The 24,883-nt window shown below is 62.8% G+C and carries 21 protein-coding genes and 1 tRNA gene; 9 read left to right on the plus strand and 13 right to left on the minus strand.

The features are described from left to right. Positions 1–61 precede the first annotated feature (61 nt). From PSV38_RS17675 to PSV38_RS17700, 6 genes are all read right to left on the minus strand, one after another. Positions 62–685 (minus strand): 50S ribosomal protein L25/general stress protein Ctc, encoded by a 624-nt coding sequence (locus PSV38_RS17675; RefSeq protein WP_300549753.1) that lies wholly within the window; start codon positions 683–685, stop codon positions 62–64. A gap of 93 nt (positions 686–778) precedes the next feature. Continuing rightward, positions 779–1,741 carry a ribose-phosphate pyrophosphokinase gene (locus tag PSV38_RS17680; RefSeq protein WP_300549756.1) on the minus strand — a complete coding sequence of 321 codons (963 nt, stop codon included), beginning with the start codon at positions 1,739–1,741 and terminating at the stop codon, positions 779–781. 132 nt (positions 1,742–1,873) lie between these two features. Further along, a tRNA-Gln gene (locus tag PSV38_RS17685) sits at positions 1,874–1,950 on the minus strand. Positions 1,951–2,104: 154 nt separating this feature from the next. Further along, entirely contained in the window at positions 2,105–2,977 is an 873-nt protein-coding gene (gene ispE / locus PSV38_RS17690; protein WP_300549760.1) for a 4-(cytidine 5'-diphospho)-2-C-methyl-D-erythritol kinase, read from the minus strand. Positions 2,978–2,983: 6 nt separating this feature from the next. Continuing rightward, the gene (locus PSV38_RS17695) at positions 2,984–3,547 is read right to left on the minus strand and encodes an outer membrane lipoprotein LolB (RefSeq protein ID WP_300549763.1); all 564 of its coding nucleotides are present in this window, start codon (positions 3,545–3,547) and stop codon (positions 2,984–2,986) included. Next, on the minus strand, positions 3,544–5,379 hold the full coding sequence (locus PSV38_RS17700) for a tetratricopeptide repeat protein (RefSeq protein ID WP_300549764.1): 1,836 nt from the start codon (positions 5,377–5,379) through the stop codon (positions 3,544–3,546). The genes PSV38_RS17695 and PSV38_RS17700 overlap by 4 nt, the downstream gene beginning before the upstream one ends. Before the next feature lie 53 nt (positions 5,380–5,432). Between PSV38_RS17700 and mutM the strand changes: the two genes are divergently transcribed. The 6 genes from mutM to PSV38_RS17730 all read left to right on the plus strand — a co-directional run bounded on the left by mutM (position 5,433) and on the right by PSV38_RS17730 (position 11,578). Further along, positions 5,433–6,275 (plus strand): bifunctional DNA-formamidopyrimidine glycosylase/DNA-(apurinic or apyrimidinic site) lyase, encoded by an 843-nt coding sequence (gene mutM, locus PSV38_RS17705; protein ID WP_300549765.1) that lies wholly within the window; start codon positions 5,433–5,435, stop codon positions 6,273–6,275. 66 nt (positions 6,276–6,341) lie between these two features. Next, positions 6,342–8,375, plus strand: coding sequence for a dynamin family protein (locus PSV38_RS17710; protein ID WP_300549766.1), 2,034 nt, complete (start codon positions 6,342–6,344; stop codon positions 8,373–8,375). A 32-nt stretch (positions 8,376–8,407) separates the two neighbouring features. After that, positions 8,408–9,505 (plus strand): A/G-specific adenine glycosylase, encoded by a 1,098-nt coding sequence (gene mutY, locus PSV38_RS17715; RefSeq protein WP_300549767.1) that lies wholly within the window; start codon positions 8,408–8,410, stop codon positions 9,503–9,505. Positions 9,506–9,598: 93 nt separating this feature from the next. After that, positions 9,599–10,156: a fasciclin domain-containing protein gene (locus tag PSV38_RS17720; RefSeq protein WP_300549768.1), complete on the plus strand. Its 558-nt coding sequence runs from the start codon at positions 9,599–9,601 to the stop codon at positions 10,154–10,156. Between the two features lie 59 nt (positions 10,157–10,215). Next, the gene (locus PSV38_RS17725) at positions 10,216–10,866 is read left to right on the plus strand and encodes a sigma-70 family RNA polymerase sigma factor (RefSeq protein ID WP_300549769.1); all 651 of its coding nucleotides are present in this window, start codon (positions 10,216–10,218) and stop codon (positions 10,864–10,866) included. Between the two features lies 1 nt (position 10,867). Further along, the gene (locus PSV38_RS17730; protein ID WP_300549771.1) at positions 10,868–11,578 is read left to right on the plus strand and encodes an anti-sigma factor; all 711 of its coding nucleotides are present in this window, start codon (positions 10,868–10,870) and stop codon (positions 11,576–11,578) included. Here the strand turns inward: PSV38_RS17730 and PSV38_RS17735 are convergent, their stop codons facing one another. Next, positions 11,579–13,219, minus strand: coding sequence for a choline dehydrogenase (locus tag PSV38_RS17735; RefSeq protein ID WP_300549773.1), 1,641 nt, complete (start codon positions 13,217–13,219; stop codon positions 11,579–11,581). Positions 13,220–13,253: 34 nt separating this feature from the next. On the opposite strand from PSV38_RS17735, the gene PSV38_RS17740 reads away from it, so the two are divergent. Next, positions 13,254–13,877: a TetR family transcriptional regulator gene (locus tag PSV38_RS17740; protein ID WP_300549775.1), complete on the plus strand. Its 624-nt coding sequence runs from the start codon at positions 13,254–13,256 to the stop codon at positions 13,875–13,877. A 32-nt stretch (positions 13,878–13,909) separates the two neighbouring features. On the opposite strand, the gene xth is transcribed toward PSV38_RS17740, so the two are convergent. From xth to PSV38_RS17755, 3 genes are all read right to left on the minus strand, one after another. Next, positions 13,910–14,695: an exodeoxyribonuclease III gene (gene xth / locus PSV38_RS17745; protein ID WP_300549778.1), complete on the minus strand. Its 786-nt coding sequence runs from the start codon at positions 14,693–14,695 to the stop codon at positions 13,910–13,912. A gap of 123 nt (positions 14,696–14,818) precedes the next feature. Continuing rightward, positions 14,819–15,604 (minus strand): cyclase family protein, encoded by a 786-nt coding sequence (locus PSV38_RS17750; protein ID WP_300549779.1) that lies wholly within the window; start codon positions 15,602–15,604, stop codon positions 14,819–14,821. A 13-nt stretch (positions 15,605–15,617) separates the two neighbouring features. Continuing rightward, a complete protein-coding gene (locus tag PSV38_RS17755) occupies positions 15,618–16,517 on the minus strand; it encodes a fumarylacetoacetate hydrolase family protein (protein ID WP_300549780.1) in 900 nt (299 codons plus the stop codon). On the opposite strand from PSV38_RS17755, the gene PSV38_RS17760 reads away from it, so the two are divergent. Both PSV38_RS17760 and PSV38_RS17765 read left to right on the plus strand, forming a co-directional pair. Next, on the plus strand, positions 16,501–17,289 hold the full coding sequence (locus PSV38_RS17760; RefSeq protein WP_300549781.1) for a TetR/AcrR family transcriptional regulator: 789 nt from the start codon (positions 16,501–16,503) through the stop codon (positions 17,287–17,289). The genes PSV38_RS17755 and PSV38_RS17760 overlap by 17 nt on opposite strands. 106 nt (positions 17,290–17,395) lie before the next feature. Beyond that, positions 17,396–18,991 (plus strand): methyl-accepting chemotaxis protein, encoded by a 1,596-nt coding sequence (locus PSV38_RS17765; protein ID WP_300549782.1) that lies wholly within the window; start codon positions 17,396–17,398, stop codon positions 18,989–18,991. Between the two features lie 111 nt (positions 18,992–19,102). On the opposite strand, the gene PSV38_RS17770 is transcribed toward PSV38_RS17765, so the two are convergent. The 3 genes from PSV38_RS17770 to PSV38_RS17780 are packed head-to-tail and all read right to left on the minus strand — an operon-like array spanning position 19,103 to position 24,749. Next, on the minus strand, positions 19,103–22,168 hold the full coding sequence (locus PSV38_RS17770) for an efflux RND transporter permease subunit (RefSeq protein ID WP_300549783.1): 3,066 nt from the start codon (positions 22,166–22,168) through the stop codon (positions 19,103–19,105). Then, complete coding sequence (locus PSV38_RS17775) at positions 22,168–23,280, minus strand: efflux RND transporter periplasmic adaptor subunit (protein ID WP_300549784.1); 1,113 nt, start codon at positions 23,278–23,280, stop codon at positions 22,168–22,170. Before PSV38_RS17775 ends, PSV38_RS17770 begins: the two co-directional genes overlap by 1 nt. After that, the gene (locus PSV38_RS17780) at positions 23,277–24,749 is read right to left on the minus strand and encodes a TolC family protein (protein ID WP_300549785.1); all 1,473 of its coding nucleotides are present in this window, start codon (positions 24,747–24,749) and stop codon (positions 23,277–23,279) included. The genes PSV38_RS17775 and PSV38_RS17780 overlap by 4 nt, the downstream gene beginning before the upstream one ends. Positions 24,750–24,883 lie beyond the last annotated feature (134 nt).

Consider the following 24,883-nt stretch of genomic DNA (forward strand, 5'->3'; position numbering starts at 1 on the left):
GAAAAGCCCCGCCAAAGCGGGGCTTGACGGGGCTTTTTGCTCAATCAAGAAGCGAAGAAAATTACTTCTTGCCCTTCTTGCCCTTGGCGGGTTCAGCCGTGACCACGGGGGCCACGATGACTTCTTCCGCAACGGGTTCGACCACGGTGGCGATCGCAGGGTTCTTGCGGCCATGCGTCAGCACCTTGATGCCAGCGCCGAAGTCGACGTCGTCCAGGTGCAGCGTTTGGCCCTTGACCATGGCGCCCAGGTCGATGGTCAGGTGCTCAGGCAATTGCTCGGCCAGGCATTCCACTTCCAGCTCGCTCACCACGTGCGTGATGGTGCATTTGTCGATCTTGACTGCAGGTGCTTCAGCTTCATTGATGAAGTGCAGGGGGATTTTCTTGTGGATGCGCGTGGTGGCATCAACACGTTGGAAGTCCACGTGCAGCACTTGTTGCTTGTAAGGGTGCAACTGGTAGTCACGCAGCAGAACCTTTTGCACATTGCCAGCCAGTTCCATCTCGAGGATGGACGAGTGGAAGGCTTCCTTGCGCATGGCGTGGTACAGCGCGTTGTGATCGACTTCGATCGTGGTGGCTTCGCCAGCACCGTAAACGATGCCAGGAACTTTGCCGACGAGACGCAGGCGGCGGCTCGCTCCGGTCCCCTGCAGACTACGCTCAAAAGCGGTGAATTTCATGGATAACTCCAGTATGGATAAAGCGCCCGCGACCAGGCGCTTGGGGAAAAGACCGCCTTCAGGCTTGCGCCCTCAGCGGTCAGAAAAATCGGATCAGAAGTTGTTGTTCTGCTCCGAGAAGAGGGAGGTGACCGAGTCACCATCGGAGATGCGGCGGATCGTTTCGGCGAACAGGAAGGCGGCCGACAGTTGGCGGATCTTCTTGCACTCCTTGCCGGCATCACTCAAGGGAATGGTGTTGGCAATGACGACTTCGTCGAGCTGCGAGTTCTTGATGCGTTCAATGGCCTGGCCGGAAAACACGGGGTGCGTGCAATAAGCGTACACGTTCTTGGCGCCGCGTTCTTTCAGCACTTCAGCCGCCTTGACCAGCGTGCCAGCGGTGTCGATCATGTCGTCCATGATCACGCAGTTGCGGCCATCGATCTCGCCGATGACGTGCATCACTTCCGAGACATTGGCCTTGGGGCGGCGCTTGTCGATGATGGCCAGGTCGCAACCCAGCTGCTTGGCCAGCGCGCGGGCGCGGACCACGCCGCCCACGTCGGGCGACACCACGACCAGGTCTTCGTAACCCTTGGACTGCAGGTCGGACAGCAATACTGGCGAAGCGTAGATGTTGTCGACCGGGATGTTGAAGAAGCCCTGGATCTGGTCAGCGTGCAGGTCCATGGTCAACAGGCGGTTGACGCCCACGGCTTCAAGCATGTTGGCCACGACGCGGGCCGAGATGGCTACGCGGGTTGAACGCGGGCGGCGGTCTTGACGGGCGTAGCCGTAGTAAGGAATGACGGCAGTGATGCGCTGGGCCGAGGCGCGCTTGAGCGCGTCGACCATGATGCACAGCTCCATCAGGTGGTCGTTGGTCGGGGCACAGGTGGACTGCACCACGAAGACTTCGCGGCCACGCACGTTTTGCTGGATCTCAACCGTGGTTTCACCATCCGAGAAGCTGCCAACGGCGGCCTTGCCCAGCTCGGCACCCAGGTGCGAGGCGATTTCTTGGGCAAGCGCCGGGTTGGAGTTGCCAGTGAACAGTACGGTGTCGGATAGCATGGGCGGCAGATGGCGGTGAAATTGCATCTTGCCCATGCGCCTTGCCCTGGATCGGTGCGGCTGAACGGTCAGCCGCAGGCGGAGGTGACGGGCAATGTGCGTGCGTTACTTGAGAACGTACTAGAGAAATTTTGGCAGGGGAAGAAGGATTCGAACCTTCGCATGTCGGAATCAAAATCCGATGCCTTAACCAACTTGGCGACTCCCCTACACGGGATTCGGTGGCCTTCGCTTTTCAGGGAAGATCACCGAAACCGGTAGCTTGTTCTCTCATGCGAGAAGCCTCACATTATAGCCTGTTTTTTGCGACTGCCGCAAGTTCTTGGGTTCTTTTTCGCTGTTTGTGCATGACGCTGAAAAAAATCAGCTCAAAACATCAAACAGCGGGTGGCGACCCAGAACGCGGCAGAGGCGTCCGGCCCATGTGGGATCATCCAAGGACACATCAGCGGGCGTGAATGACTGGTGTGCGGCGGGTGCCTCCAACCAGGAAAACACCGCGCTGCCGGAACCCGTCATGCGACTGTTGCCGAAGCGTCTTTGCATGATCTCAAGTGCCTGGCTGATCTGACTGCTGTAGTGCTCTGCGGGAGCTTGCAAGTCATTGCGGCCAAAGCACTTGGGCGCTGCAAGAAAGAGCGAAATTGTAGCAGCTTCCGTGTCGCGGGAAAGATGAGGGCTGGCAAAAATGGCCTGTGTCGGCACGGCCACAGGGGGTTTTAAAACAGCCAATGGCGTGTCGATCACCTCAATGGGCAGGGCGATGGGCATGATCTGCTCGCCGATGCCTTCGACCCAGGCGTTGTGGCCATGGATGAAAAAAGGTACGTCGGCGCCGAGTTGAATGGCCAGTTCGGCCAGGCGATCGCGATGCCAGTGCAGGCCCCAGAGTTGGTTCAATGCCAGCAGCACGGTGGCCGCGTCGGAGCTGCCGCCGCCCATGCCGGCGCCCCAGGGCACTTGCTTGTCGATGTGGATGTCAGCGCCTTGCGGGGTGCCGCTTTCTTGCTGGAGCAAGCGTGCCGCGCGCAGGCAGAGGTCATCGGCGGGCAGGGCCGGGCCCAGATCGTGCCGATGCACTCGGCCATCATCGCGGGTGTCGATGTGCAGGGTGTCGGCCCAGTCGATCAACACGAATACGGATTGCAGCAAGTGGTAGCCATCATCACGTCGGCCCGTGATGTGCAGGAAGAGATTGAGTTTGGCCGGGGCCGCTAAGTTGTGCAGGCTGGGCATGGGGGGTCAGCGGTCGAGCCTGATGCGAACAGTGACGCCGCGCAGCTCGGTGCTGGCGGGGCGTTGCGCGATGAGCCGCCCGATGCCGATGTCGGTGGTATCGATTTGCCAGCCGCTTTGCTCGAATGATTTGGCTTGGGTGTTGGTGGGGGCTGGCAGGTCGGGGGCGGGCTGTCCTTGCACCCAGTGCATCAAGGCGGCCAAGGGCAGGGGTTCGCCCAAGACCTCCTGGCTGAGATCACCCAGGGTGTTGAAGCGGCGGTTACCCTGGTCGGTCTGTAGCCAGGCCTCGGTGTCGGTCCAATGCACCCGGGCCACTTGGCTGCCCATGGGGGTCATCAGGTCCAACTGGCCGCCTTGCGCTCCACCATTGAAGAAGAAGCCCATGCTCACGCCCTTGGCCTCTCGTCCTTGAAAAGCTTGCAGCTTGACGCTGAGCTGGCCTTGCAACGCCAATTGATCCGCCGACGTCGCCTGAAGCGCAGTGGCAGTCGGCCGCGCAGGGAACTGCGAGCAAGCGCTCAGGCAGGTCAGCAGCGCAACTGCGATCCAGGCACGTTTTGGGGTCACAGCTGAACTTGCAGGCGCTTGATGGTGTCAAGCAAGGACTCGTTCTTGGCATCGCGTGCCTGGGCCTTGCGCCAGATCTTGATGGCCTCGTCGCGCTCGCCTTGAGACCACATCACCTCGCCCAGGTGGGCGGCGATTTCTGGGTCGGGGCGTGCTTGATAGGCTTGGCGCAGCAGGGCCAGGGCTTCATTGATCCGACCGCTGCGGAACTCCAGCCAGCCCAGGCTGTCGGTGATGAAGGGGTCACCAGGGCGAAGGTCCAGGGCTTTGCGGATCAGAGTGCGGGCTTCATCCAGGCGCAGATTGCGGTCGGCCAGGCTGTAGCCCAGGGCGTTGTACGCGTTGGCGTTGTCGGGTTTGAGCTCGATGGCCCGCCGCAACATTTTTTCCATCTCGTCGTACTTGTGCAGGTGCTCGGCCAGCATGGCTTGCTCGTAGAGCAGGTCGCCGTCGTCCGGGAAGCGCTGATTGGCCTCGGCCATCACGCCGTAGGCAGCATCCCATTCATTGAGGTCGCGCAGCAGCTGCGTTTCCGCCTGCAGCTTGGCCAGGGCATCGCGCGGTTCGCTTTCCGGCATGGCGCGGATCAGCGCGCGGCCCTCCGCCAGTTTGCCTTGGCGTGCCATCAGCTTGGCGCGCTGGCTTTGGATGAGCAGGCTGGTGTCGGATTTTTCAACGCGTTGCAGCCATTCCAGGGCGGACTGCCAGTTGCCGCGTTGCTCCTCGACCTGGGCCAGCAGGGTGTAGGCCTGCTCTTCGCTGGTGTCGGCATCCAGGGCCATCTGCGCCTGGTCAAGCGTACCGGCTTTGGTCGCCACACCGGCTTGTTTGCCGGGAGCTTGTTTTTTCAGAGCGAGGAAATGCTGCAAGGCCACCTCGGCCTGGTCGGGCTGGCGCAGCTCCAGACGCACCGCAGCCAGGGTCAACCAGGCGCTGATCTGGTCAGGTTGGGCCTTGACCACCATGTCCAGTTGCTCGGCAGCTTCGTTCATGCGCTGCAAGCCGGCCAGCTTGCGAGCGTAGGCCAGGCGCAGCAGCTTGGGGGCATCGCTGCGATCCAGTTGTTGCCGGATCAGGTCTTCGGCGCCAGGGGCCTCTTCCATCAAGTTGATGGCCAGCAAGCCGACGCCCAAACTTGCTGGTTGCAGTGCTTTGGCCTTCTTGGCGGCTTCAAGTGCCTTGGTGGCGTCCTTGGCGGCCAGCCAACCTTCACCACTGGCCACCCAGGCTTCTGCCAAGGCGGGCTGGCGTTGGCGCCATGGTTGGGTGACCTCGTCAATGACTTGCGCGGCGGCCTGGCGGTCGGCCAACCGGGCCAGGGATCGGGGCAGCGAGGCAATCATCAAAGGCTGCTGTGGTGTGGGGCTAAGCTGGATCAGTGACTTGAGTGGGTCGACCAGGTCCTTGCTTCGGCCCAGCGCCAGCAAAATCTGCACGTTGAACTCGGCCGCCTCTTTGGATTGTGGTGAGGCTTGACGCCAGGCTTTGGCCGCGGTCAGGGCCTCTTCACCAGCCCGGGCTTGAAGGGCGATCTCAACCGCACGCTTGAAGAGTTCCGGGTTGCGGTGTTTGCGCGCCAGTTCCAGGTAGATCTGATAGGCCGCGCCGACGTTGCCGCTGCGCGCCTGGACCTCGCTCACCAGTGTTTGGTAGAACAAGGCGCCGTCCATGCGGGAGTTTTGAAATGCCGGTTTGGACTCGGCCTCTGCAGTGGGCGCGGCCTCCGCCGCCAGTACCAGATCATGTCCGGCGAGCAACAGCCCGGTCAAGGCCAGGGCCTGGCTGAGGGCTTTCAAAGAATGGGGGCGCTTGGTGGCGGTCAGGGCAGGCATGAACTCTCCGTGTTTGTGGCCATTCTATTGATACGGCATCGATAATGCGGCCCATGCCTGAATTGCCCGAGGTCGAAGTCACCCGCCTTAGTTTTGCGTCCCGGATTCTGGGTGCCCAGGTTTTGTCGTTGCGCATGGGCAAACCCCTGCGGTGGCCCCTGGGCTGCGATCCTGGTCGATTGGAAGGGGCCAGGGTGGGCCCTGTGTTGCGCCGAGGTAAATATTTGTGGGTGCCGCTGAGTCTGCTCGGCACGGCTGCTGAAAACCCGCCCGAAGGCTTGCTGGTGCACTTGGGCATGTCGGGGGCCTTGACCTTTGCCAAGTCGCTGCCTCCCCGCGGGCCCCACGATCATTTTGAGTTGGACACGACGGCGGGTTTGCTTCGGCTGACCGATCCGCGTCGTTTTGGGGCAGTGGTGTGGGGCGCTTCCATGGGCTCTGGCTTGCCCGCGCGCCTGCTGGCGGGCTTGGGTTTGGAGCCCTTTGACGAGGCCATGACGGGTGCCTACCTGCACCAGCGCCTGAAGGGGCGCAAGGTGTCCATCAAGCAGGCTTTGCTGGCCGGAGATATCGTGGTGGGGGCGGGCAACATTTACGCCTGCGAAGCGCTGTTCATGGCGGGCATTGATCCCCGACTGGCGGCGGGACGGGTGAGCCGACCGCGTTGCGATCGGTTGGTGCTGGTCGTGCAGGAGGTATTGCGCCAGGCTCTGGCGATGGGCGGCTCCAGCCTGCGTGACTTCAAAGACGCTTACGGCAGCCAAGGGCACTTTCAACTGAGTACGCGCGTGTATGGCAGGGAAGGCGAGCCGTGTCGAACCTGTGCAACCCCCGTGCGGCGCCTGGTTCAAGGTCAACGCTCCACGTTCTTTTGCCCGGTTTGCCAGAAAAAATAGTAAGGCGTGGTTACAGGCGGCCTTTTCACGTCTTTACATTGCAGGCTTGCGCTAGGATGAGCTCCCATGATGCCTACCTTCGCCAGTAACCTGGACGCCCTGGGACAGTGGCGCGTTGCCACTGATGCCAAGCTTGCTGACTTGGCGCGCTTTGCGCGTGAGCAGGATTTGCTCAATGAGGCGTCGGCAGAATGGTTTGAAGCCATGCGGCATCGCTTGTCTGGCGAGAAGCTCATGGTGGCCTTCGTGGCCGAGTTCTCGCGCGGCAAATCCGAGCTGATCAACGCCATCTTCTTCTCTGACAAGGGGCGGCGCATGATGCCTGCCTCGGCCGGCCGCACCACCATGTGTCCGGTCGAGTTGGGTTACGACGCGCAAGACCCGGTCGGATTGTCCCTGCTGTCCATCGACACCCGCCTGCAGGCAGCTTCCCTGGCCGAGTTCCGCCTTCAGCCTCAAGCGTGGACCCATATCGCGCTTGACCTGAGCAACCCCGACGGCATGGCTCATGCGCTGGGTGAGGTGGTCCGCACCCGCCTGGTGAGCAAGGAAGAAGCCAAGTTGCTGGGTTTTTGGGACGACGAGCGCGTTGAAGACAATCCGCCTTTGCAAGACGGCGACAAGGTTGAAGTGCCGGTGTGGCGCCATGCCCGCATCAACTTGCCGCACCCTCTGCTCAAGCGCGGGTTGGTGGTGCTGGACACGCCTGGCCTGAATGCCATCGGCACCGAACCCGAGTTGACGCTGGGGCTGCTGCCTCAGGCGCATGCCACGGTGTTCATCCTGGGGGCCGACACCGGGGTCACCAAGTCTGACTTGAGCATCTGGCGCGACCACTTGTGTGGTCCGGCGCTGGCCCGTTTCGTCGCGCTGAACAAGATCGATTCTCTGTCTGATCCGCTGAGCACGCCTCAGCAGGTGGAGGACGTGATCGTGCGCCAATGCGAAAGCGTGGCTCAGACGCTGGAAATCCCGCCAGAGCACGTGTTCCCGATCTCGGCCCGTCAAGCCTTGGCGGCCCGCCTGGGTGGTGATGCCGTCGGCCTGCGCGCCAGCCGCCTGGAGTCTTTCGAGACCGCGCTGTCAGAAGGATTGCTGCCCAAGCGCCGTCAGATGCTGGCCGATTCGGCCATCGATGGTGCGCGTCAGTTCCAGTCGCAATTGGGGCGCCGGTTTGGCGAGTTGCGCCGCCAGCATGCCGAGCAATTGCTGGAGCTGCGCGGCTTGCGCGGCAAGAGCACCGGCAAGGTCCAGCTGATGCTCCAGCGGGTGCAGGCCGAGGCCACCGAATTTGAACAATGCACGGCCCGTTTGTCGGCCATGCGCAGCGTGCATTCGCGCATGCTGAAGGCCGCCTTGCACGATTTGTCGTCCGACCGTTTGCGCCAGGAAGTCGATGTGCTGGGGCAGGTGCTGGGCGGTTCATGGCTGCCCCTGGGGGCCAAGAAGGCTTTTGTGGATTTGTGCGGGCGTTTGCGTTTGCTGATCGAGCAAGCCCAGCAGCGCAATGACGAAACCCATTCGATGCTGGTGGCTTCGTTCGCCAAGCTCAATGCCGAATTCGGCTTCAGCTTGCTGGCCGAGCAACAGCTGGACGTGCGCAAGTACACCGACGACCTGACCCTGATCGAGCGCAATTACGTGCAGTACCTGGGTTTGAGCCAGGCTTTCCGCCTGGCGCAGCCAGGTTTCCAGGAGCAGTTCCGCCGCATGCTGATCTCGCGCTTGCGGGTGGTGTTCGAAACGGTCAGCAACGACATCGAGTTGTGGAACAAGACAGCCTCTGCCCAGGTCGATAGCCAACTGCGTGAGCGCCGCCGCAATTTCAAGCGCCGCTATGAATCGCTCGACCGCATCCAGTCGGCGTCCAATGAACTGGACACTCGCCTGCAAGAGGTCCAGGCGCAAGACGAGCGCGTGCTGCAGTTGCAGACGCGCTTGAACACGCTGGTCGAAGAGCTGGTGTCCCAGGCACAGGCGGAAGTTGTGCTGGCTGGCCACGAAGGCCATGCTTCGGTGTCCGATTATCTGAAGGCCGCGCACATCGAACCCATTTCGCTGAACTTGTCAGGTGCTGACGAGGTGTCGCAAGGCGCATGACCCGACCGGCTACCCAAGCCGCCGCTTTGTTGATGGCCGATTCTTCACACGAGTTGCAGCAACGGGCCCAAGCGCTCACGCCTGATCTGGCAGATCGCCTCGTCGCTTGGCAACGCCAGGAGGGGCGGCACCATCTGCCATGGCAGGGCGTGCGCGATCCCTACTTGGTCTGGCTGTCTGAGATCATGCTGCAGCAGACTCAGGTCAGCACCGTGCTGGTGTACTTCGACCGGTTTCTGACGCGCTTTCCGGATGTGGCCTCGCTGGCCGCAGCGCCGCTTGATGACGTGCTGACCTTGTGGGCTGGGCTGGGTTATTACACCCGCGCCCGCAACCTGCACAAATGCGCGCAGACCGTGATGAGCGAGCATGGCGGGCAGTTCCCTGCCACGGCTGAATTGCTGGAAACCTTGCCGGGTATTGGCCGGTCAACAGCGGCGGCCATCGCGTCTTTCTGTTTTGACGAGCGCGCCACCATCCTGGATGGCAATGTGAAGCGTGTGCTGACGCGGGTCATGGCTTGGGGGCAGGACCTGGCCATGTCGGCCAACGAAAAAGCGTTGTGGCAAGCCGCTGCAGTGGTCTTGCCGCGGCAGGGCAAGGACATGCCGTCTTACACGCAGGGGCTGATGGATCTGGGCGCGACGGTGTGCACACAGCGCAAGCCATCCTGCCTGATGTGCCCTTGGGTCGATCTGTGCCGGGCCCGCGTGTTGGGCGAGCCGGAGACCTACCCGGTCAAGACGCGCAAGCTCAAGCGCAGCAAGCGTGAGAGCTGGTGCTTGTGGGTGGAGCACGGTGGCGCGGTGTGGTTGGTGCAGCGCCCGGGCAAAGGCATTTGGGCCAGTTTGTGGACCTTGCCATTGTTCGACAGCGAGGTCGATCTGTTGGCGGCTGCCCAGGCCTTGGGCCTGCCCGCACCCGAGGCTCAGCCCATCGTCAACCATGTTTTGACGCACCTGGATTGGCGCCTGCATCCGATGCGCTCAGTCAGCGCCCAGGCCTTGGAAGACACGGCGATGCCGCATGGGCATGGTTCGGACACCGGCATCATGGGCCGCTGGGTGCCTTTGGCCGAGTTGGCCTCGATCGGCTTGCCCGCGCCTTTCAGGCGATTGCTGCAAGACTGATTGGCGGCGCAGCTGCGTGCATCCAGTTGGAGAAGCCTTGCGTAAGAGCACCTGAAGGTTTTGTTTTCAATCCAATCCGACAGGAGCTACCCCATGAAGAACTTCACCAAGACGTTGATCGTTGCGCTGACCATGACCTCGGGCATCGCCGCAGTGCACGCCGCTGACAGCGTCAGCGTGGGCGGTCAGGCCATGTATGCCAGCAAGGACATCATCGACAACGCCGTGAATTCGGCCGACCACACCACGCTGGTGGCGGCGGTCAAGGCGGCAGGCCTCGTCGAGACTTTGAAGGGCAAGGGGCCATTCACGGTGTTCGCGCCCACCAATGCCGCGTTCGCAGCCTTGCCCGCGGGCACGGTGGACACTTTGCTCAAGCCTGAAAACAAGGCCACGCTGACCAAGGTGCTGACCTACCACGTGGTGCCCGGCAAGTACGACATGAAGGCTTTGAACATGGCCATCAAGCAGGGCGGTGGATCGGCCGAGTTGAAGACGGCCAGCGGCGGCAAGCTCTGGTTCATGCACAACGGCCCCAGCAACATCCAGGTCAAGGATGAGGCTGGTCACGTCGCCAACATCAGCACCTATGACGTCTACCAGAGCAATGGCGTCATCAACGTGGTTGACATGGTGCTGATGCCCAAGTGATCGTTCACGCGTGGTTGCTTTGACTAGAATGCATGACAACTCATTGAGGCATAGGATCCATGGCGACCACGTTTCCTGCAGGCCAAGTTCCCATGGCCGATGGCGCGGCCCAGCGTCGTCAAGGCTGGGCGGATCTGCTGTCTCGGGTGGCGCTGGGTGACCGCAATGCCTTCGAGGCGCTTTACCGCCAATCCAGCCCGCATCTGCTGGCGGTGATCCTGCGCATACAAAGCAACCGTGCTCATGCCGAGGACGTTTTGCAAGAGGTCTACGTGAACGTGTGGCGAGCCGCTCAAAGCTTCAACCCGGCCCTGAGTCAGGCCAGCACCTGGCTGGGCAGTGTGGCCCGCAACCGCGCCATTGACAGTTTGCGCCGACGCCAGAGTGAGCCCAACACGGTCAGCAGCAGCCAGGCCGGGCACGATGGCGAGGAGGATTTCGACCTGCTGGGTGAGGTGGCGTCTGAGTTGCCCGGGCCGCAGGCCCTGCTGGAGCAAGCCGGAGAAGCGCGCCAGGTTCAGCATTGCCTGAAGGCGCTCAGTGGTGAGCAACAGCACAGCCTGGCGTTGGCTTTCTACCAGGGCTTGTCGCATGCGGAGGTGGCAGAGCACTTGGGGCAGCCCCTGGGCACCGTCAAGAGCTGGCTGCGCCGTGGCCTCTTGTCCCTCAAAACATGCCTGGAGCGGGCCGCCACGCTGGCCCGGAATTGACATGGATTACAGCCGAACTGAACGCGCTGACCGCTTGGCCGCCGAGTACGTGCTGGGCACCATGAGTGGCCGGGCGCGGCGGCGCTTTGAAACCTTGCTGCCCGCCCATCCTCAATTGCGTCGGTCGGTGAACGAGTGGCAGGAGCGCCTGGTGCCGTTGGCAGACGTCATGCCGGAGGTGCTGCCTTCGCCGCAGGTGTGGCAGGCTTTGCAGCGGCGCTTGTTCGCGGCTTCTGCCGATGCGGCATTGGCCGCACAAGGCTTGTCCGGCTGGTGGCAGCGTTTGGCGGTGTGGCGTGGCCTCACGGCGTTTGCCACGGTGGCGGCGTTGTCGCTGGGCATCTGGTTGGCGCAACCCCTGCCGGTCAATCCCCCCATCGTGATCGTGATGGCGGCGCAGCCTGGCACGCCGCAGGGTTTGCAGAATGCCTCGTTCGTGGTCAGTGTGGCGGGCGATGGGCGCAGCCTGGTGTTCAAGCCGTTGGCTCAGTTGCCAGTGGGCCTGGACAAGGCGCTGGAGCTGTGGGCCTTGCCTGGTCAAGGCGCACCGCGTTCTTTGGGGCTGGTATCGGCCGATGGTGCGACCACCGTGCTGCGCCAGCAGTTGCTCAAGGGCACGGCGGCCTTTGCCGTCAGCGTTGAGCCGCCTGGTGGTTCGCCCACTGGGGCGCCCACGGGGCCGGTCATCTCGGTGGGCAAGCTGCAGACCTGATCAGGCTGCTTTGATGAGGTCAGAGGCTTTCTCTGCAATCATGATGGTGGGGGCGTTGGTGTTGCCGCCCACCAGCGTGGGCATGATCGACGCATCGACCACGCGCAGCCCCCGGACACCGCGCACCCGCAGTTGATCGTCCACCACGGCCATCGGGTCGAGCGCGAACGAGCCCATCTTGCAGGTGCCGACCGGGTGGTAGATGGTTTCCGCGTGCTGGCGAACATGCTCGGCCAGTTGCTCGTCGGTGGTTGCCTGAGGGCCGGGCGCCAGTTCGATGCCCCGGTCGGCGTTGAAAGCCGGGGCGGCAAAGATGCGGCGCACTTGCTTGATGCCCAGCACCATCTTGGCCAGGTCGTCGGGGTGTGAGAGGTAGTTGGCCTGGATGCTGGGATAGCTGGCCGGGTTCTTGTCTTTCAAGGTGATCTGGCCTCGGCTCTTGGGGTGCAGGTCGCAGACGTGCATCGAGAAGCCCTGGCCCATCATGAAGCGCAGATCGCGGCCGTGGTCTCGAATGCGGGCTGGCATGAAGTGAAGTTGCAGATCAGGGATGGGCTCGCTGGGCGAGCTTTTGAGGAAGCCGCAGCCTTCGGCGCCGTTGTTGGTGAGCATGCCCTGGCCACGGGCCAGCAACTGGTAAAGCCCCCAGGGGCCGCCCAGGATGTTTTGCGGTGTGAACCCTCGCGACAGCGCACGTTTGCCTTGGTGGACCACCATCACGTCCAGGTGGTCCTGCAAGTTCTGGCCAACGCCTGGCAGGTCGACCTGCGGGGTGATGCCGTGTGACTGCAGGTGCTGGCCGGGGCCGATGCCCGACAGCATCAGCAACTGCGGACTTTGCAGGGCGCCTGCCGACAGGATGACTTCATGCCGAGCGCGCAGGGTGTGAATCTGGCCTTGGCGCTGGTACACGACTCCGGCAGCGCGTGGGCCGCCTGCTTGGCCTGTCCCTTCCAGCAGCACTTGGTGCGCCATGGCCCCGGTCACGATGTGCAGGTTGGCACGCCCGCGAGCGGCGCCGAGGTAGCCTTTGGCGGCGCTCCAGCGCAAGCCGTTCTTTTGCGTGACCTGGAAGAAGCCCACGCCTTCCTGGTTGGGGCCGTTGAAATCGTCGTTTTCAGGGAAGCCGGCCTGCACACCGGCCTCGATGTAGGTGCGGGTCAGGGGAGAGGGCGCGCGAAAGTCGGACACGTGCAGGGGCCCGCCGACCCCATGGTAGGCCGAGGGGCCACGGACCTGGTCTTCGGCCCGCTTGAAGTAGGGCAGCACGTCGGCAAAGGACCAGCCTGCATTGCCTTGCGCGGCCCAGGCATCGTAGTCGCTGGGGTGGCCACGGGTGTAGCACATGGCGTTCATGGAACTGCTGCCGCCCAGCATGCGTCCGCGAGGCCAAAAAAGTTGTCGACCGCCCAAATGCTTTTCCTGGTCGGTGTTGAACTGCCAATTCAGCAACTTGCTTCTCATCAGCCAGAGCATCCCGGCGGGAACGTGGATGGTGGGATGGGTGTCAGCCGGGCCCGCTTCCAACAGGCAAACCGTCACGGTGGGGTCTTCGCTCAAGCGATTGGCCAGCACGCAACCCGCTGACCCGCCACCCACCACGATGTAATCCACCACGTCGGGTACGGTTTGCTTTACCATTTTGCATACCAATGAGATTTAAGATACCGTGAGTATGTCAACTCAAAAGCAGGCTGTCAAACGACTGCGGGATGTCCATGCCGAGGCCACGCGCACGGCCTTGGTGGCGGCGGCGCGTCTGAGATTTTCCGAGGCGGGATTTGCGGCTACCAGCCTGGACGATGTGGCCAGCGATGCTGGCACGACCAAGGGCGCGGTTTACCACCACTTCAAGGACAAGAAGGCCTTGTTCAAAGAAGTGTACGAGGCGCTCTCAAAGGCGCTGATCGCGGACGTGTCTGCCAGCCGCGGCGGACGGGGCACGCCAGCCGAGGTGGCCTTGCATGCCTTCCTGGTGCACGCGGGCCAGTCGGCCTACCAGCGGGTCTTGTTCAGGGACGGCCCGGTGGTACTGGGCACGGCGGAGTGCCGCGCGATGGACATGCAGTATTCATTGGGATTGCTGACGCGCCTGATCGAGGCAGAGGTGTCGCCTGAGCTCTTGTCCAGGGTGGGCAGTGAGGCCATGGCCAAGATGCTGCTGGCGCTGTTCGTTGAGTCGGCTCAGGTCATTGCCATGGCGCCCAAACCCAAGGCCATGCTGGGCGGCATCAAGGTGATGCTCAACCGCATGATCCTGGCGCTGGCCGAGCCTGCGGAGGATGACGCGGGGGTGTGAGCCGACCACCGGCCTCGCCCAGGGTGCGCGGATCAGCCGAGGGTGACGATGACGGGAGCGTGGTCGCTGGGGCGCTCGTTCTTGCGCGGCAGCTTGTCGATCACGCAGGCCGTGACATGCGGCTTGAGCGCCTCGCTGACCAGGATGTGGTCGATGCGCAGGCCTTGGTTTTTGCGGAAGGCCAGGTTGCGGTAGTCCCACCAGCTCCAGGGTTTGGGCGGTTGATCGAACAGCCGGAAAGTGTCGACCAGGCCCAGGCCCACCAGTCTTTGGAAATGCTCGCGCTCTTGCGGCGTGCAATGGATCTGGCCCGCCCACAGCACCGGGTCGTGCACATCGGCGTCGGTGGGAGCGATGTTGAAATCGCCCATCAAGACCAGCTTTGGGTGAGCGACCAATTCTTGCGCCAGCCATTGGTTCAAGGCTTCCAGCCAGCGCATCTTGTAGGCGAACTTGTCACTGTCCGGGGCCTGACCATTGGGGAAATAAGCGCCGACCACGCGGATGCGGCCCAGGCTTGGATGCGCCACCGAACCGGTGATGACGCGGGCTTGCTCGTCGTCCAGGCCCGGGATGTTCTTGAGCACGGTACTGGCGTCGACACCTTCGCGGGTCAGCAGCGCCACGCCGTTGTAGGTCTTCTGGCCAAAGCAGTGCGATTGGTAGCCAGCCTGGGCCAATTCAGCCGCGGGAAACTTGTCGTCGGTTTGCTTGGTTTCTTGCAGAACGATCACGTCCACCGGGTTGGCCACCAGCCAGTCGAGCAATTGGGGCAGGCGCACGGTCAGCGAATTGATGTTCCAGGTGGCGAATTTCATGGTGCTTCTAATGCCTTGAATGCATTGATTGTTCTGGCGTTACTTGAATCTTCGGTTTGCTCAGCATCGCCAAACCGCTTGCATTATCCCGTTTCAGCAGCGGTCAAGAACGCCACGACATGCTCATCCATAGAGGAAGGCCACCACGCGCGCAGGTGCGGCTGACGCGTTCCTCAAGCGCAGAGGGAACACGGCCACGTCGAAGCCATGAGATGGCAACTGTTCCAGGCCACACAGTTGCTCCATCTGCCAGTAGGGCCGTTTGCGCCCTACGAGGTGACCTTGCCAGAACAGGGAGCCGTCTTTGTTTCGACGGGCTTTGGTGATCTGCGCATGGAAGGGAAGATCCCATCCCCATTGGTCAATGCCCATCACCAGCACACCGCGCTCGATGAGCCAATCCGTGGCGGGGCCGCTCATGCCCGTCCCCAGTTTCCAGTACTGCCTGGTTCCCAGGTAGCGATCGCGCCCCGTCTTGATCAATGCAATGCTGCCGGGCCCAAGCTGGGCGCCACTTTTGGCGAGGGCTTGTTCCATGTCGACCACGTGGATCTCTTCGCCTTGCGCTTTGTGGGTCATGTCGAACACGACGCCGGGGCCGAAGCACAGGTCGAGCGGCATCTCATGAACAGCAGGCAGGCGCTGGCCCTGCGCATCGGTGGGGCCATAGTGCCAGGGCGCGTCCACGTGCGTGGTTGAATGCACGCCCATTTTGGTGATGGTGTCGTCAGCCCAGCCTGCGAAATCTGAAGGAAAGAGCTTGAAAGGCAAGCCCAGCAAGCGGACCAGCCAGCGCGCTTTGGCATGCGCGTGGTGCTTGATGCGCACCCGCATGAAGAAGGGATCTTGGCGGTTGTAGAAGATCTCTTTCGAGAGATCCACGATGCGGCTCGGTTTGATGTGCGACATGATCCCGGCGTCCTCAGGCAATGCGGTGCTGAATTTCGCCAATGCCGTCGATTCGAAGTTGCAGCAGGTCGCCTGACTTCAGCCAGTGGCCGTTTTCCATGCCGCAGCCCCCTGGCAAGGTGCCTGTGCCGAATAGCTCACCAGGGTACAGCCGCTCGTCCATGGAGGCCTGCGCCAGCGCTTCGCCAATCGAGTAGTGCATGCCGGCGGTGGAGGTGGCACAGATTTCCCGGCCGTTGATGCACACGCTGGCCTGGAGTGCGTTCACATCGTCCAGCAACTCATCGGCCGTGACCATGACCTCCGACATTGAGCTGAGGAAGTGCTTTGATTTTTGAGGGCCGAAGCCACTGGCCATCTCGGCTCTTTGTACATCCCGCGCGCTGAAGTCGTTCAGCACCACGAACGCGCCGATGGCGTCGAGCGCTTGAGTTGGCGTGGCGTTGAACAAGGGCTTGCCCAGCACCACGCCCAACTCAAGTTCGTAGTCCAAGGCCTTGCTGTATGACGGGCATGCCACGGTTGCGCCGCTGGGCACAAACGAGAGGTGGTTGCCAAAGTAGTAAATCGGCTGGCGATACCAGAGCGCGCTGGGCTTGAAGGCGGGGAAGGGCCGACGGGTTAATCCTTCGAACAGCGTTGTGAATCGATGGGCCGCGGGCATGAAACGGCGTGCGTAGCCGCGTGAGGCATTGATGCAGTGCTGCTCGTAGAGCATGAAGTCCCGGAAGGAGAGGGGATGGAATGGCAGGACCGCGCCTCCCGCGTTGGCGTGCGCATCCAGCGCCGCTGAGGCAGGCGATGTCGCGCCCAGTGGGTGGGGTTGGTCGTTCAGCGTTTCCCAGCGCTGGCTCTTGAGGACTTGCGTCACTGGCAGCTCGGAGCCTGCGGGATAGGTGCGGCGCAACTTCATCATTCACTCCGTTTCGGAACATTTGTTCCAAATTAGAATAGCACAATCGGAACATGTGTTCCAAACTGCAGGGGGCGTGATGGCACGCGCAAAGTCAATCGAGAAACCGCAGGCACTGCCCAATGTTCGCGAGCGCTTGTTGGATGCGGCGGAAGCGCTGTTCGCCGAGCATGGCTTTCATGGCGCCCCCATGCGGGAGATCACCGCCCTGGCCGAGACGCGGCTTGCCAACATCAACGATCAGTTCGGCAGCAAGGAGGTCTTCTTCCAGGAGGTGATCGCACGAAGGGCTCCGCTCATCAATGCGGACCGGCTGGCCATGTTGGAAGCGGTGCGCGCGTCAAGAAGCAAAGCAGCGCAGATTCGGTCGGTGGTGGAGGCCTTTTCCCAGCCTTTGCTGGTGCGCAGTCTGGAGAGCGAAGGCTGGCGCAATTACCTTCGGCTGCTGGCCCAACTCACCAACAGCCGATCGGTGGTGCTGCTGCTGATCGCGGAGCACTTCAGCCCGATGGCCACGATGTTCAGCGAAAAAATAGGCCAGATCCTGCCGCACCTGTCGCCGCGGCAGCAGATGAACGCCTACCAGTTGATGGTGTCATCAGCCATGGCTGTTTTTTCTGACAACCGCCGCATTGACCTGATGTCAGGTGGTGCCGAGTCTTCGTCCGACTTTGCATCCCATCACGAAGACATGGTGAAGTTCGTGACGGGGGGCATTCTCAAGCTTGCGGAGCCGTGCGCGGCGGCTCAGCTTGAGCATTGCAAAGTGTAAAAATAAATGTTGCGCAGTCCTCATTCCCAAGTCTTTCATGCCGATAACTCATGCGAGGTCTATTCAATGTTGAAGGGACCCGACCAGCATTACCTTCGAGCAAAGCATGAACAGTTTCACTGTAAGAGCTCGGTTGGCCCTGACCATCGGACTTCTCGCGGTCCTGATGGCAATCATGGCGGTCATTTCCGTTGTTTCGCTGAGCCAAGCCAATCAGCGGTTGGAGGCGTTCGTCGATGGCATACACCAGCGTGCCCAACTGGCATCAGATCTGCTGGGCGCTGTGGATCGGCGCGCCATTGCGGCTCGAAACCTTGTCTTGGTCACCCAACCTGAAGAAGTTGCCGAAGAGACGGCTGCCGTCACCAAAGCCCAAGAAGATGTGGCTACCTTCATGGGTCAGCTCAAAGAGGACGTTTCCCGCCCCGACATTCCCGAGGCAGTGAAAACGAAAGTGGCGGCCATTGATGCCGTTGAAGCGAAATATGGCCCCATTGCCACCGACATTGTTCACCTGGCTTTGACCGATAAACGTGAAGAAGCCATTGCCAAGATGAACAAGGACTGCCGCCCTGCGCTCAAGGCCGTGCTGGCGGCTGTCGGAGACTTCCTGGTGGTGACCAAGGAGCGTTCGAAAGAGATGCTTGCACAAGCAGAGGCTGAATACGCCCGCCAACGCAACATCCTTCTCTCTGTCTGTTTGGTCGCGTTCGCCGCTGCGGCGGGGTTGGGTTGGGCCATCATTCGCAGCCTGATGCAAGCCCTGGGCGCCGAACCCAAGGATCTCAATGCAGCTGTACTGCAGGTCGCTTCCGGAGATTTGAGCAACGTGACCGGAGCTGATCGCGCCCCCGCCAGCAGCGTCCTCGCTGCGGTTGGCCGGATGCAACAAGACCTCTCGAAAATCGTGGCGCAGGTGCGTGCCAGCAGTGACAGCATTGCGACCGGGTCAGCGCAGATTGCCATGGGCAATGCTGATCTGAGTCAGCGCACCGAGGAGCAAGCCAGCAACCTGGAGCAAACTGCGGCATCGATGGAGCAGCTGTCGGGCACCGTCAAGAACAGCGCGGCAACCGCCAGTCAGGCCAATCACTTGGCTGAGGGTGCGTCTGCAGCTGCATTAAAGGGTGGGAAGGCAGTCAGCACGGTGGTCGACACCATGCACGACATCACTGCCTCGTCCAAGAAAATCACCGACATCATTGGCGTGATTGACGGCATCGCCTTTCAGACGAACATACTGGCTTTGAACGCTGCGGTAGAAGCCGCCAGGGCTGGCGAGCAGGGCCGCGGTTTTGCCGTGGTCGCCAGCGAGGTGCGAAGCCTGGCTAGCCGTTCGGCGGATGCGGCCAAGGAAATCAAAGCGCTGATTGGCGCCAGCGTTGAGAAGGTCGAAATCGGCTCACGCCAGGTCAATGAAGCCGGCGAATCGATGACGGAGATCGTCTCGCAGATTCGCCACGTCAGCCAACTGATCAGCGAACTCTCTACAGCCAGCGTGGAGCAGGCAACCGGGATCAGCCAAGTTGGTGATGCTGTAACGCAGCTCGACCAAGTGACTCAACAAAATGCTGCCCTGGTGGAGGAGAGTGCAGCTGCGGCAGAAAGTCTGAAACATCAAGCTGCCGCGTTGGCCGAAGTGGTCAGCGTGTTCAGACTCGGTGGTAATGAAGATACAGGCTTTCGTTCGAACGCTGCCTAGCAGCAGCCCGCATTGTTGAGTTCACTGCGGCGCTGGAACCTGCGCTGAGGAAGGTTGGCAGTGCGCGTCGCGGGGGCAGCGGGGCGGTTGCCAGGCTGCCCAGCGTGGGTGTCAAGAGCTGCTGGGCGTGGGGGGTTTGATCCACACCAAATACAGCGCCGGCACAAACACCAGGGTCAGCACCGTGGCCGCGATCAGGCCGCCCATGATGGCCATCGCCATCGGGCCCCAGAACACGCTGCTGGTCAGCGGCACCATGGCCAGCACCGCGGCGGCGGCCGTCAGCACCACGGGGCGCGAGCGGCGCACGGTGGCCTCCACCACGGCTTGTGCCTGCGGCATGCCCGACGCGATGTCGCTGTCGATCTGGTCCACCAGGATCACGGCATTGCGCATGATCATGCCGCCCAGCGCGATCACACCCAGCAAGGCCACAAAGCCAAATGGTGCATTGAAGACCAGCAAGGCGGGCACCACGCCAATGAGCCCCAGTGGTGCGGTGAGGAACACCATCCACATGCGCGAGAAGCTCTGCAACTGAACCATCAGGATCAGCAGCATCACCACGAACATGAGCGGGAAGACCGCGAACAGCGCCTGGTTGGATTTGTCGCTTTCTTCAATGGCGCCACCTTGCTCGATGCGGTACCCCGGCGGCAGCTTGTCGATGATGGGTTTCAAAGTGGGCCAGATCTTTGTCGTGGCCGAAGGCCCTTGCACGCCGTCATGCACATCGCTGCGCACGGTGAGCACCATGTCGCGGTTGCGCCGCCACAGCACTGGCTCTTCAAAAGCGGGCACCAGCGTGGCCACTTGCGACAGGGGCACCACCGCGCCGCTGCGCGTGAACAGGCTCACGTCGCCCAGTTGCTCCAGCGCCAGGCGCTCTTTGGGTGCGGCGCGCACGGTGACGTCGATCAGGTCCTCACCGCGACGGATCTGCGTGGCAGGCGCTCCGCTCAGCACGGTCTGCATCATGGCCGACACATCCGCGCTGGTGATGCCCAGGAGCCGGGCCTTGTCCTGGTCGAGCTGAACGCGCAGGGTGCGCACCTGTTCGTTCCAGTCGAGCTGGGTGTCGCGCACGAGGGGGCTTTGCCGCACGGCATCACGCACTTGGTAGGCGATCTCGCGGACCTTGGCCGTGTCGGGGCCGACCACGCGGAACTGCACCGGGAAGCCGATGGGCGGACCGAACTCAAAACGCGTGACGCGCCCCCGCAGGTCGGGGAACTCGCGTTCGGCGGCGAACAGGTCGAGCAAACGGCGGCGCACGGCCTCGCGGTCGGCCACATTGGCCGTTTTGACGACGATCTGGGCGTAGCTCGGGTTGGGCAGCTCAATGGGCAAAGACAGGAAGAAGCGCGGTGCGCCAGCGCCGGTGTAAGAGCTGACGTGCTGAACCTGGGCATCGCGTTTCAGCACCTGCTCGAAACGCTTCACTTGCGCCTCGGTGGCCGTGAACGAGGCGCCTTCGCGCATGCGCAGGTCAACGATCAGCTCCAGCCGCGAGGCGGTCGGGAAGAATTGCTGCTGCACCAGCCCCATGCCCGCGATCGCACCGACGAAGAGAACGCCAGTGGCCACCAGCACCAAGAAGCGGTGCGCCATGCACCACTGCAAAACGCGGCGCAGACGCTGGTAGAGGGCGCCCGCGTAAGGGTCATGTTCCGCACCGCCATGAGCCTTCATGGTCTTGGGCAGCAGCACGATCCCCAGGTAGGGCGTGAACACCACGGCCACGAACCAGGATGTGATCAAGGCCACGCCCACCACCCAGAAGATGCCGCCCGCGTACTCGCCGCTGATGGACTTGGCAAAGCCCACCGGCATGAACCCCGCCACCGTCACCAGCGTGCCGGTCAACATGGGGAAGGCCGTGGACGAGTAGGCAAAGGTCGCCGCGCTCACGCGGTCCCAGCCTTGCTCCATCTTCACGACCATCATCTCAACCGCGATGATGGCGTCGTCCACCAACAGGCCCAGCGCAATGATCAGGGCGCCCAGCGAAATGCGATCCAGGCTCCAGCCTGCGGCCAGCATCACGATGGCCACGATCGCCAGCACCAGTGGCACGGAAGCGGCCACGACGATGCCGGTGCGCCAGCCCAGGAACAAGAAGCACACCGCCAGCACAATGGCCAGCGCTTCCAGGAAAGACCGCTCGAATTCCCACACCGATTCTTCAACGATGTTGGGTTGGTCCGCCACCTTCTCGACCACCACGCCCAAGGGCAGGCTGGCCTTCAGGGCTGTCATGCGCGCCTCCAGGTCGCGCCCCAGCGTCAGGATGTTGCCGTGCTGCGCGAAGGTGATGGCGAGCATCAGCACGGGCTTGCCATCGTGGCGCACGGTGAAGGAGGGCGGGTCTTCCAGCCCTGCGCTGACCTTGGCCACGTCCCCCAGCCTCAGCAACTTGCCGCCTGCCGCGATGGAGACGTTGGCCACATCGCGTGCATCGCGCAGGTTGCCCCCCACCCGCACGAACACTTGATCACCACGGCCCTCGGTCGCGCCCGAGGGGCTGACCATGTTTTGACGCGCCAAGGCTTCGATCACGGTCTGCGGGCTGATGCCGAGCGAGGCCAGGCGTTGGCTTGAGAACTCGACATGCACCTTCTCGGCCTGGCGCCCGAACACATCAACCTTGGTCACGCCGGACACGGACTGAACCTGGCGTTTGATGTCTTCTGTCAGCACCTGCAGTTCGGGCCAGCTCAGGTCGGCGGCGCTGATGGCGTACATCACGCTGTAGACATCGCTGAACTCGTCATTGAAGATGGGGCCGAGCACACCCTGCGGGAGCTGGTGGCGCACATCGCCGATCTTCTTGCGAGCTTGATACCAGGCGCGCTCCATCTCGGCCTTGGGCGTGCCGCCTTTCATCCAGAGGTTGACACCCCCAAAGCCCTGGCGCGAAAAGCTGCGGATGAAATCAACACCTTCGATCTTCTGCAGTTCACGCTCCATGCGGTTGAGCACCTGATCCTGCACCTCCTGCGCCGAGGCGCCAGGCCAGGCCACCACCGCGGTCATGGATGGCACCATGAACTGCGGGTCTTCCAGGCGGCCCAGGCGCGTGAACGCAAAGATGCCGACCAGCAGGCTGCCGATGATCATGAACAGCACCATCGCGCGGTGCGTGACGGCCCACTCTGAGAGATTGAACGACTTCATCACAAGCTCCCTGGGCGCATGACCGTCTGCACCTTCATGCCCGCATCGAGTTTTTGGGCGCCCGCCGACACGACCAGCACACCGTCGGGCAGGCCTGTGACACGCACACGGTCCGTGGACTGCGACAACAAGGTCACGGGTTGGCGCGTCAAGGCCCCGGTTTTGTCATTGGCCAGCCAGACCGACGGGGACTGGTGGGTGGTGAGCAGCGCGCCAGATGGCAGCTCGGCAGAGGCGATGCTGCCTTTTCGTGCCAGTTGAACATCGGCCGTCACGCCCATGCGCAACGACGGGGGCGGTGACACGAAGGCGTAGCGCGCGCGGAAGGTGCGCGTCTGCGCCGACGCGCTGGGCGCCAACTCGCGCAAGCTGAGCTTGACCAGATCGGGCGCCCCCTCCATGCGCGCATGCGCCACTTGATTGCGCAAACCCGCCGCGAGTGCTTCGGGCACGTCCACCACCACTTCCAGCTCGCCCGGCTTGGCCAGCTCGATCACGGTTTGACCTTCGTTCACCATCTGCCCCACCTCAAGCTGCAGGCCGGTGATGACCCCGTCAAAGGGCGCGCTCAGCACCGCGTACCCGGTGCGGTTGCGCAGCAGATCGAGTTGCCTCTGGGCCTGGACCAGGCGTGCCGCCGCCGCGTCCGAGCGGGCCTGCTGGCGTTCATGGTCCGCCGCGCCCACCGAGCCATCTTCCAGCAGGCGCTTGAAGCGAGCCGCATCGCTGGCCGCTTGGGTGGCGTCCACCTGGGCCGCGCGCAATTGCTCGGCGGCTGCGTCTGCAGCCAGTTGGTAATCGGCCGCATCAATGCGGGCCAAAGGCTGACCGGCACGCACTGCTTGGCCGATGTCCACCAGACGGGCCATGACCTTGCCCCCTGCGCGAAAGGCGAGGGCACTCTCGATGCGTGGGCGGACGGCGCCGCTCAGGATCAGCAGGTCCTCGCCCTGGTCGTTGTGCACGGGGGTGACATACACCGCGGGTGTGGGTGGTGCTTGCTCGGCGGGCGGCGAACAAGCGGTCAGCACCGCCAGCGCACTGAGGGCCAGACTGAACCAGACCAGGGCGTGGGCATACTTCATGAGGCGGAAGTCAGAGGCTTTGATCATGGCAAGCTTTCGGGGGCAAGGCTGGTCGGCGGCTTGGTGTTGGCTGAGGGGGTGTCCTGCCATCCACCACCCAGGGCCTGGGCGAGCTGGACGGTGTTCAGCGCCAGTTGCGCCTGGCCATCGATGGCCGACAGCTCTGCGGCGAGCACACCGCGTTGTGCGTCAATCAGTTGCAGTAGGTCGATCTGGCCTTCCCGGTGCAGGGACTCAGCGTGATGCAAACCCGTGCGCCGCGCACGGGTGGTGGCGTCCAGGGCGGTTGAGCGATCACGCTCCTGGGCCAAGGCCACGAGGCTGTCGTCAACGTCCTTGACGGCGCCGAGGACGGCCTTCTCGTACTGCAAGGTGGCCATGCGCTCTTTGGCCGATTGGCGCTCGACTGCGGCGCGCAAGCGGCCCGCATCGAACAGCGGCATGGTGAAGGCGAGGGCGGCCGTGCTGTAGCGAACCGGCGAGAGGTCCAGCGCATTCAGGCGCAGGTCTTGGCGACCAAACGCCGCGGCCAGGAAGAACTTGGGCCACCGGTCGGCCTGGCTTTCGCGCAAGCGCGCAGCCTCGGCCATGAACTGCTTTTGTGCCACGCGCAGATCCGGGCGGCGCAACAATAGTTCGACAGGCTGCTTGGCAGACAAGCGCGGCGGCGTCGGCAGCCCAGGTGCGCCTGATGAGGCCAACTCGGGCAAGGGCTGGTTGGGATTGGTCCCCACCAGCACCGCCAACTGGGTTTCGCTCACGGCGACCAGAGTCCGCAATGGGGGCAGTTGTGCGGCGAGCGATTGCACTTCACCTGCGGCTCGGGCCACGTCAAATCGGCTGGCCTGGCCCGCGGATTCTCTGCTGCGGGTCAGCCGTTCGGTGTCGGCCTGGGCTTTGAGCAGGGCTTCCAGTTTCACCAAGCGCAGCCGTGCGCTTTGCCAGACGATGTAGTGGCGAGCCACTTCACTGCTGACCAGCCAAAGCGCTGTGTCGACACCATCTTCGGCGGTGAGCGCATCGAGTTCAGCGGCATCGGCGCTGGCACGCGCCGCGCCGAACACATCGAGCTCCCAGCCCAAGTCCAGGGCCCCTCGGTAGGCCCTGGTGTCTGGCTTGCCCTGCTTGACCTGGTCCGGCAAGCCACTGCGCTCGCTCGATGCGGATCCGGTGAGCGCCACCGTCGGCCACAGCCGCGACGCCATGGCCGTGTGACCGGCCCGGGCCTGCCACACACGCTGCACGGCGATGCGGACGTCGTGGTTGGCCGATTGCGCCCGTCGTATCAGGGCCTCGAGCGCCGCGTCGTTGAAGCTTCTCCACCACGTTGCATCGGGCTCTGGTGTCGTCGCTTCGGCGTGGCGGAAGCGAGCATCCTGCGTGGCAGATACAACGGGTGGTTCAGGGGGAGGCGTGGCGCAAGCCGACAGCAAGGTGGCCAGGCACAAGGCCAGCGCTGGCGGAAGTTGCTGAAGCCGCAGTGGCGGAAAAGACATGATTCCCGATCAGTGGTTGACGGTGTCTACCAGTGTGCTGCAAGATGTAGACGCTGTCAACCAGGCGCGTGATTCATCGCGGGGATGTCTTGTCGGCAGCGCATTCCTGGGGAAAAAAACCAGGGCTGAACCCC

The sequence above is a fragment of the Aquabacterium sp. genome, assembly GCF_029946005.1.
Classification (GTDB): domain Bacteria; phylum Pseudomonadota; class Gammaproteobacteria; order Burkholderiales; family Burkholderiaceae_C; genus Aquabacterium.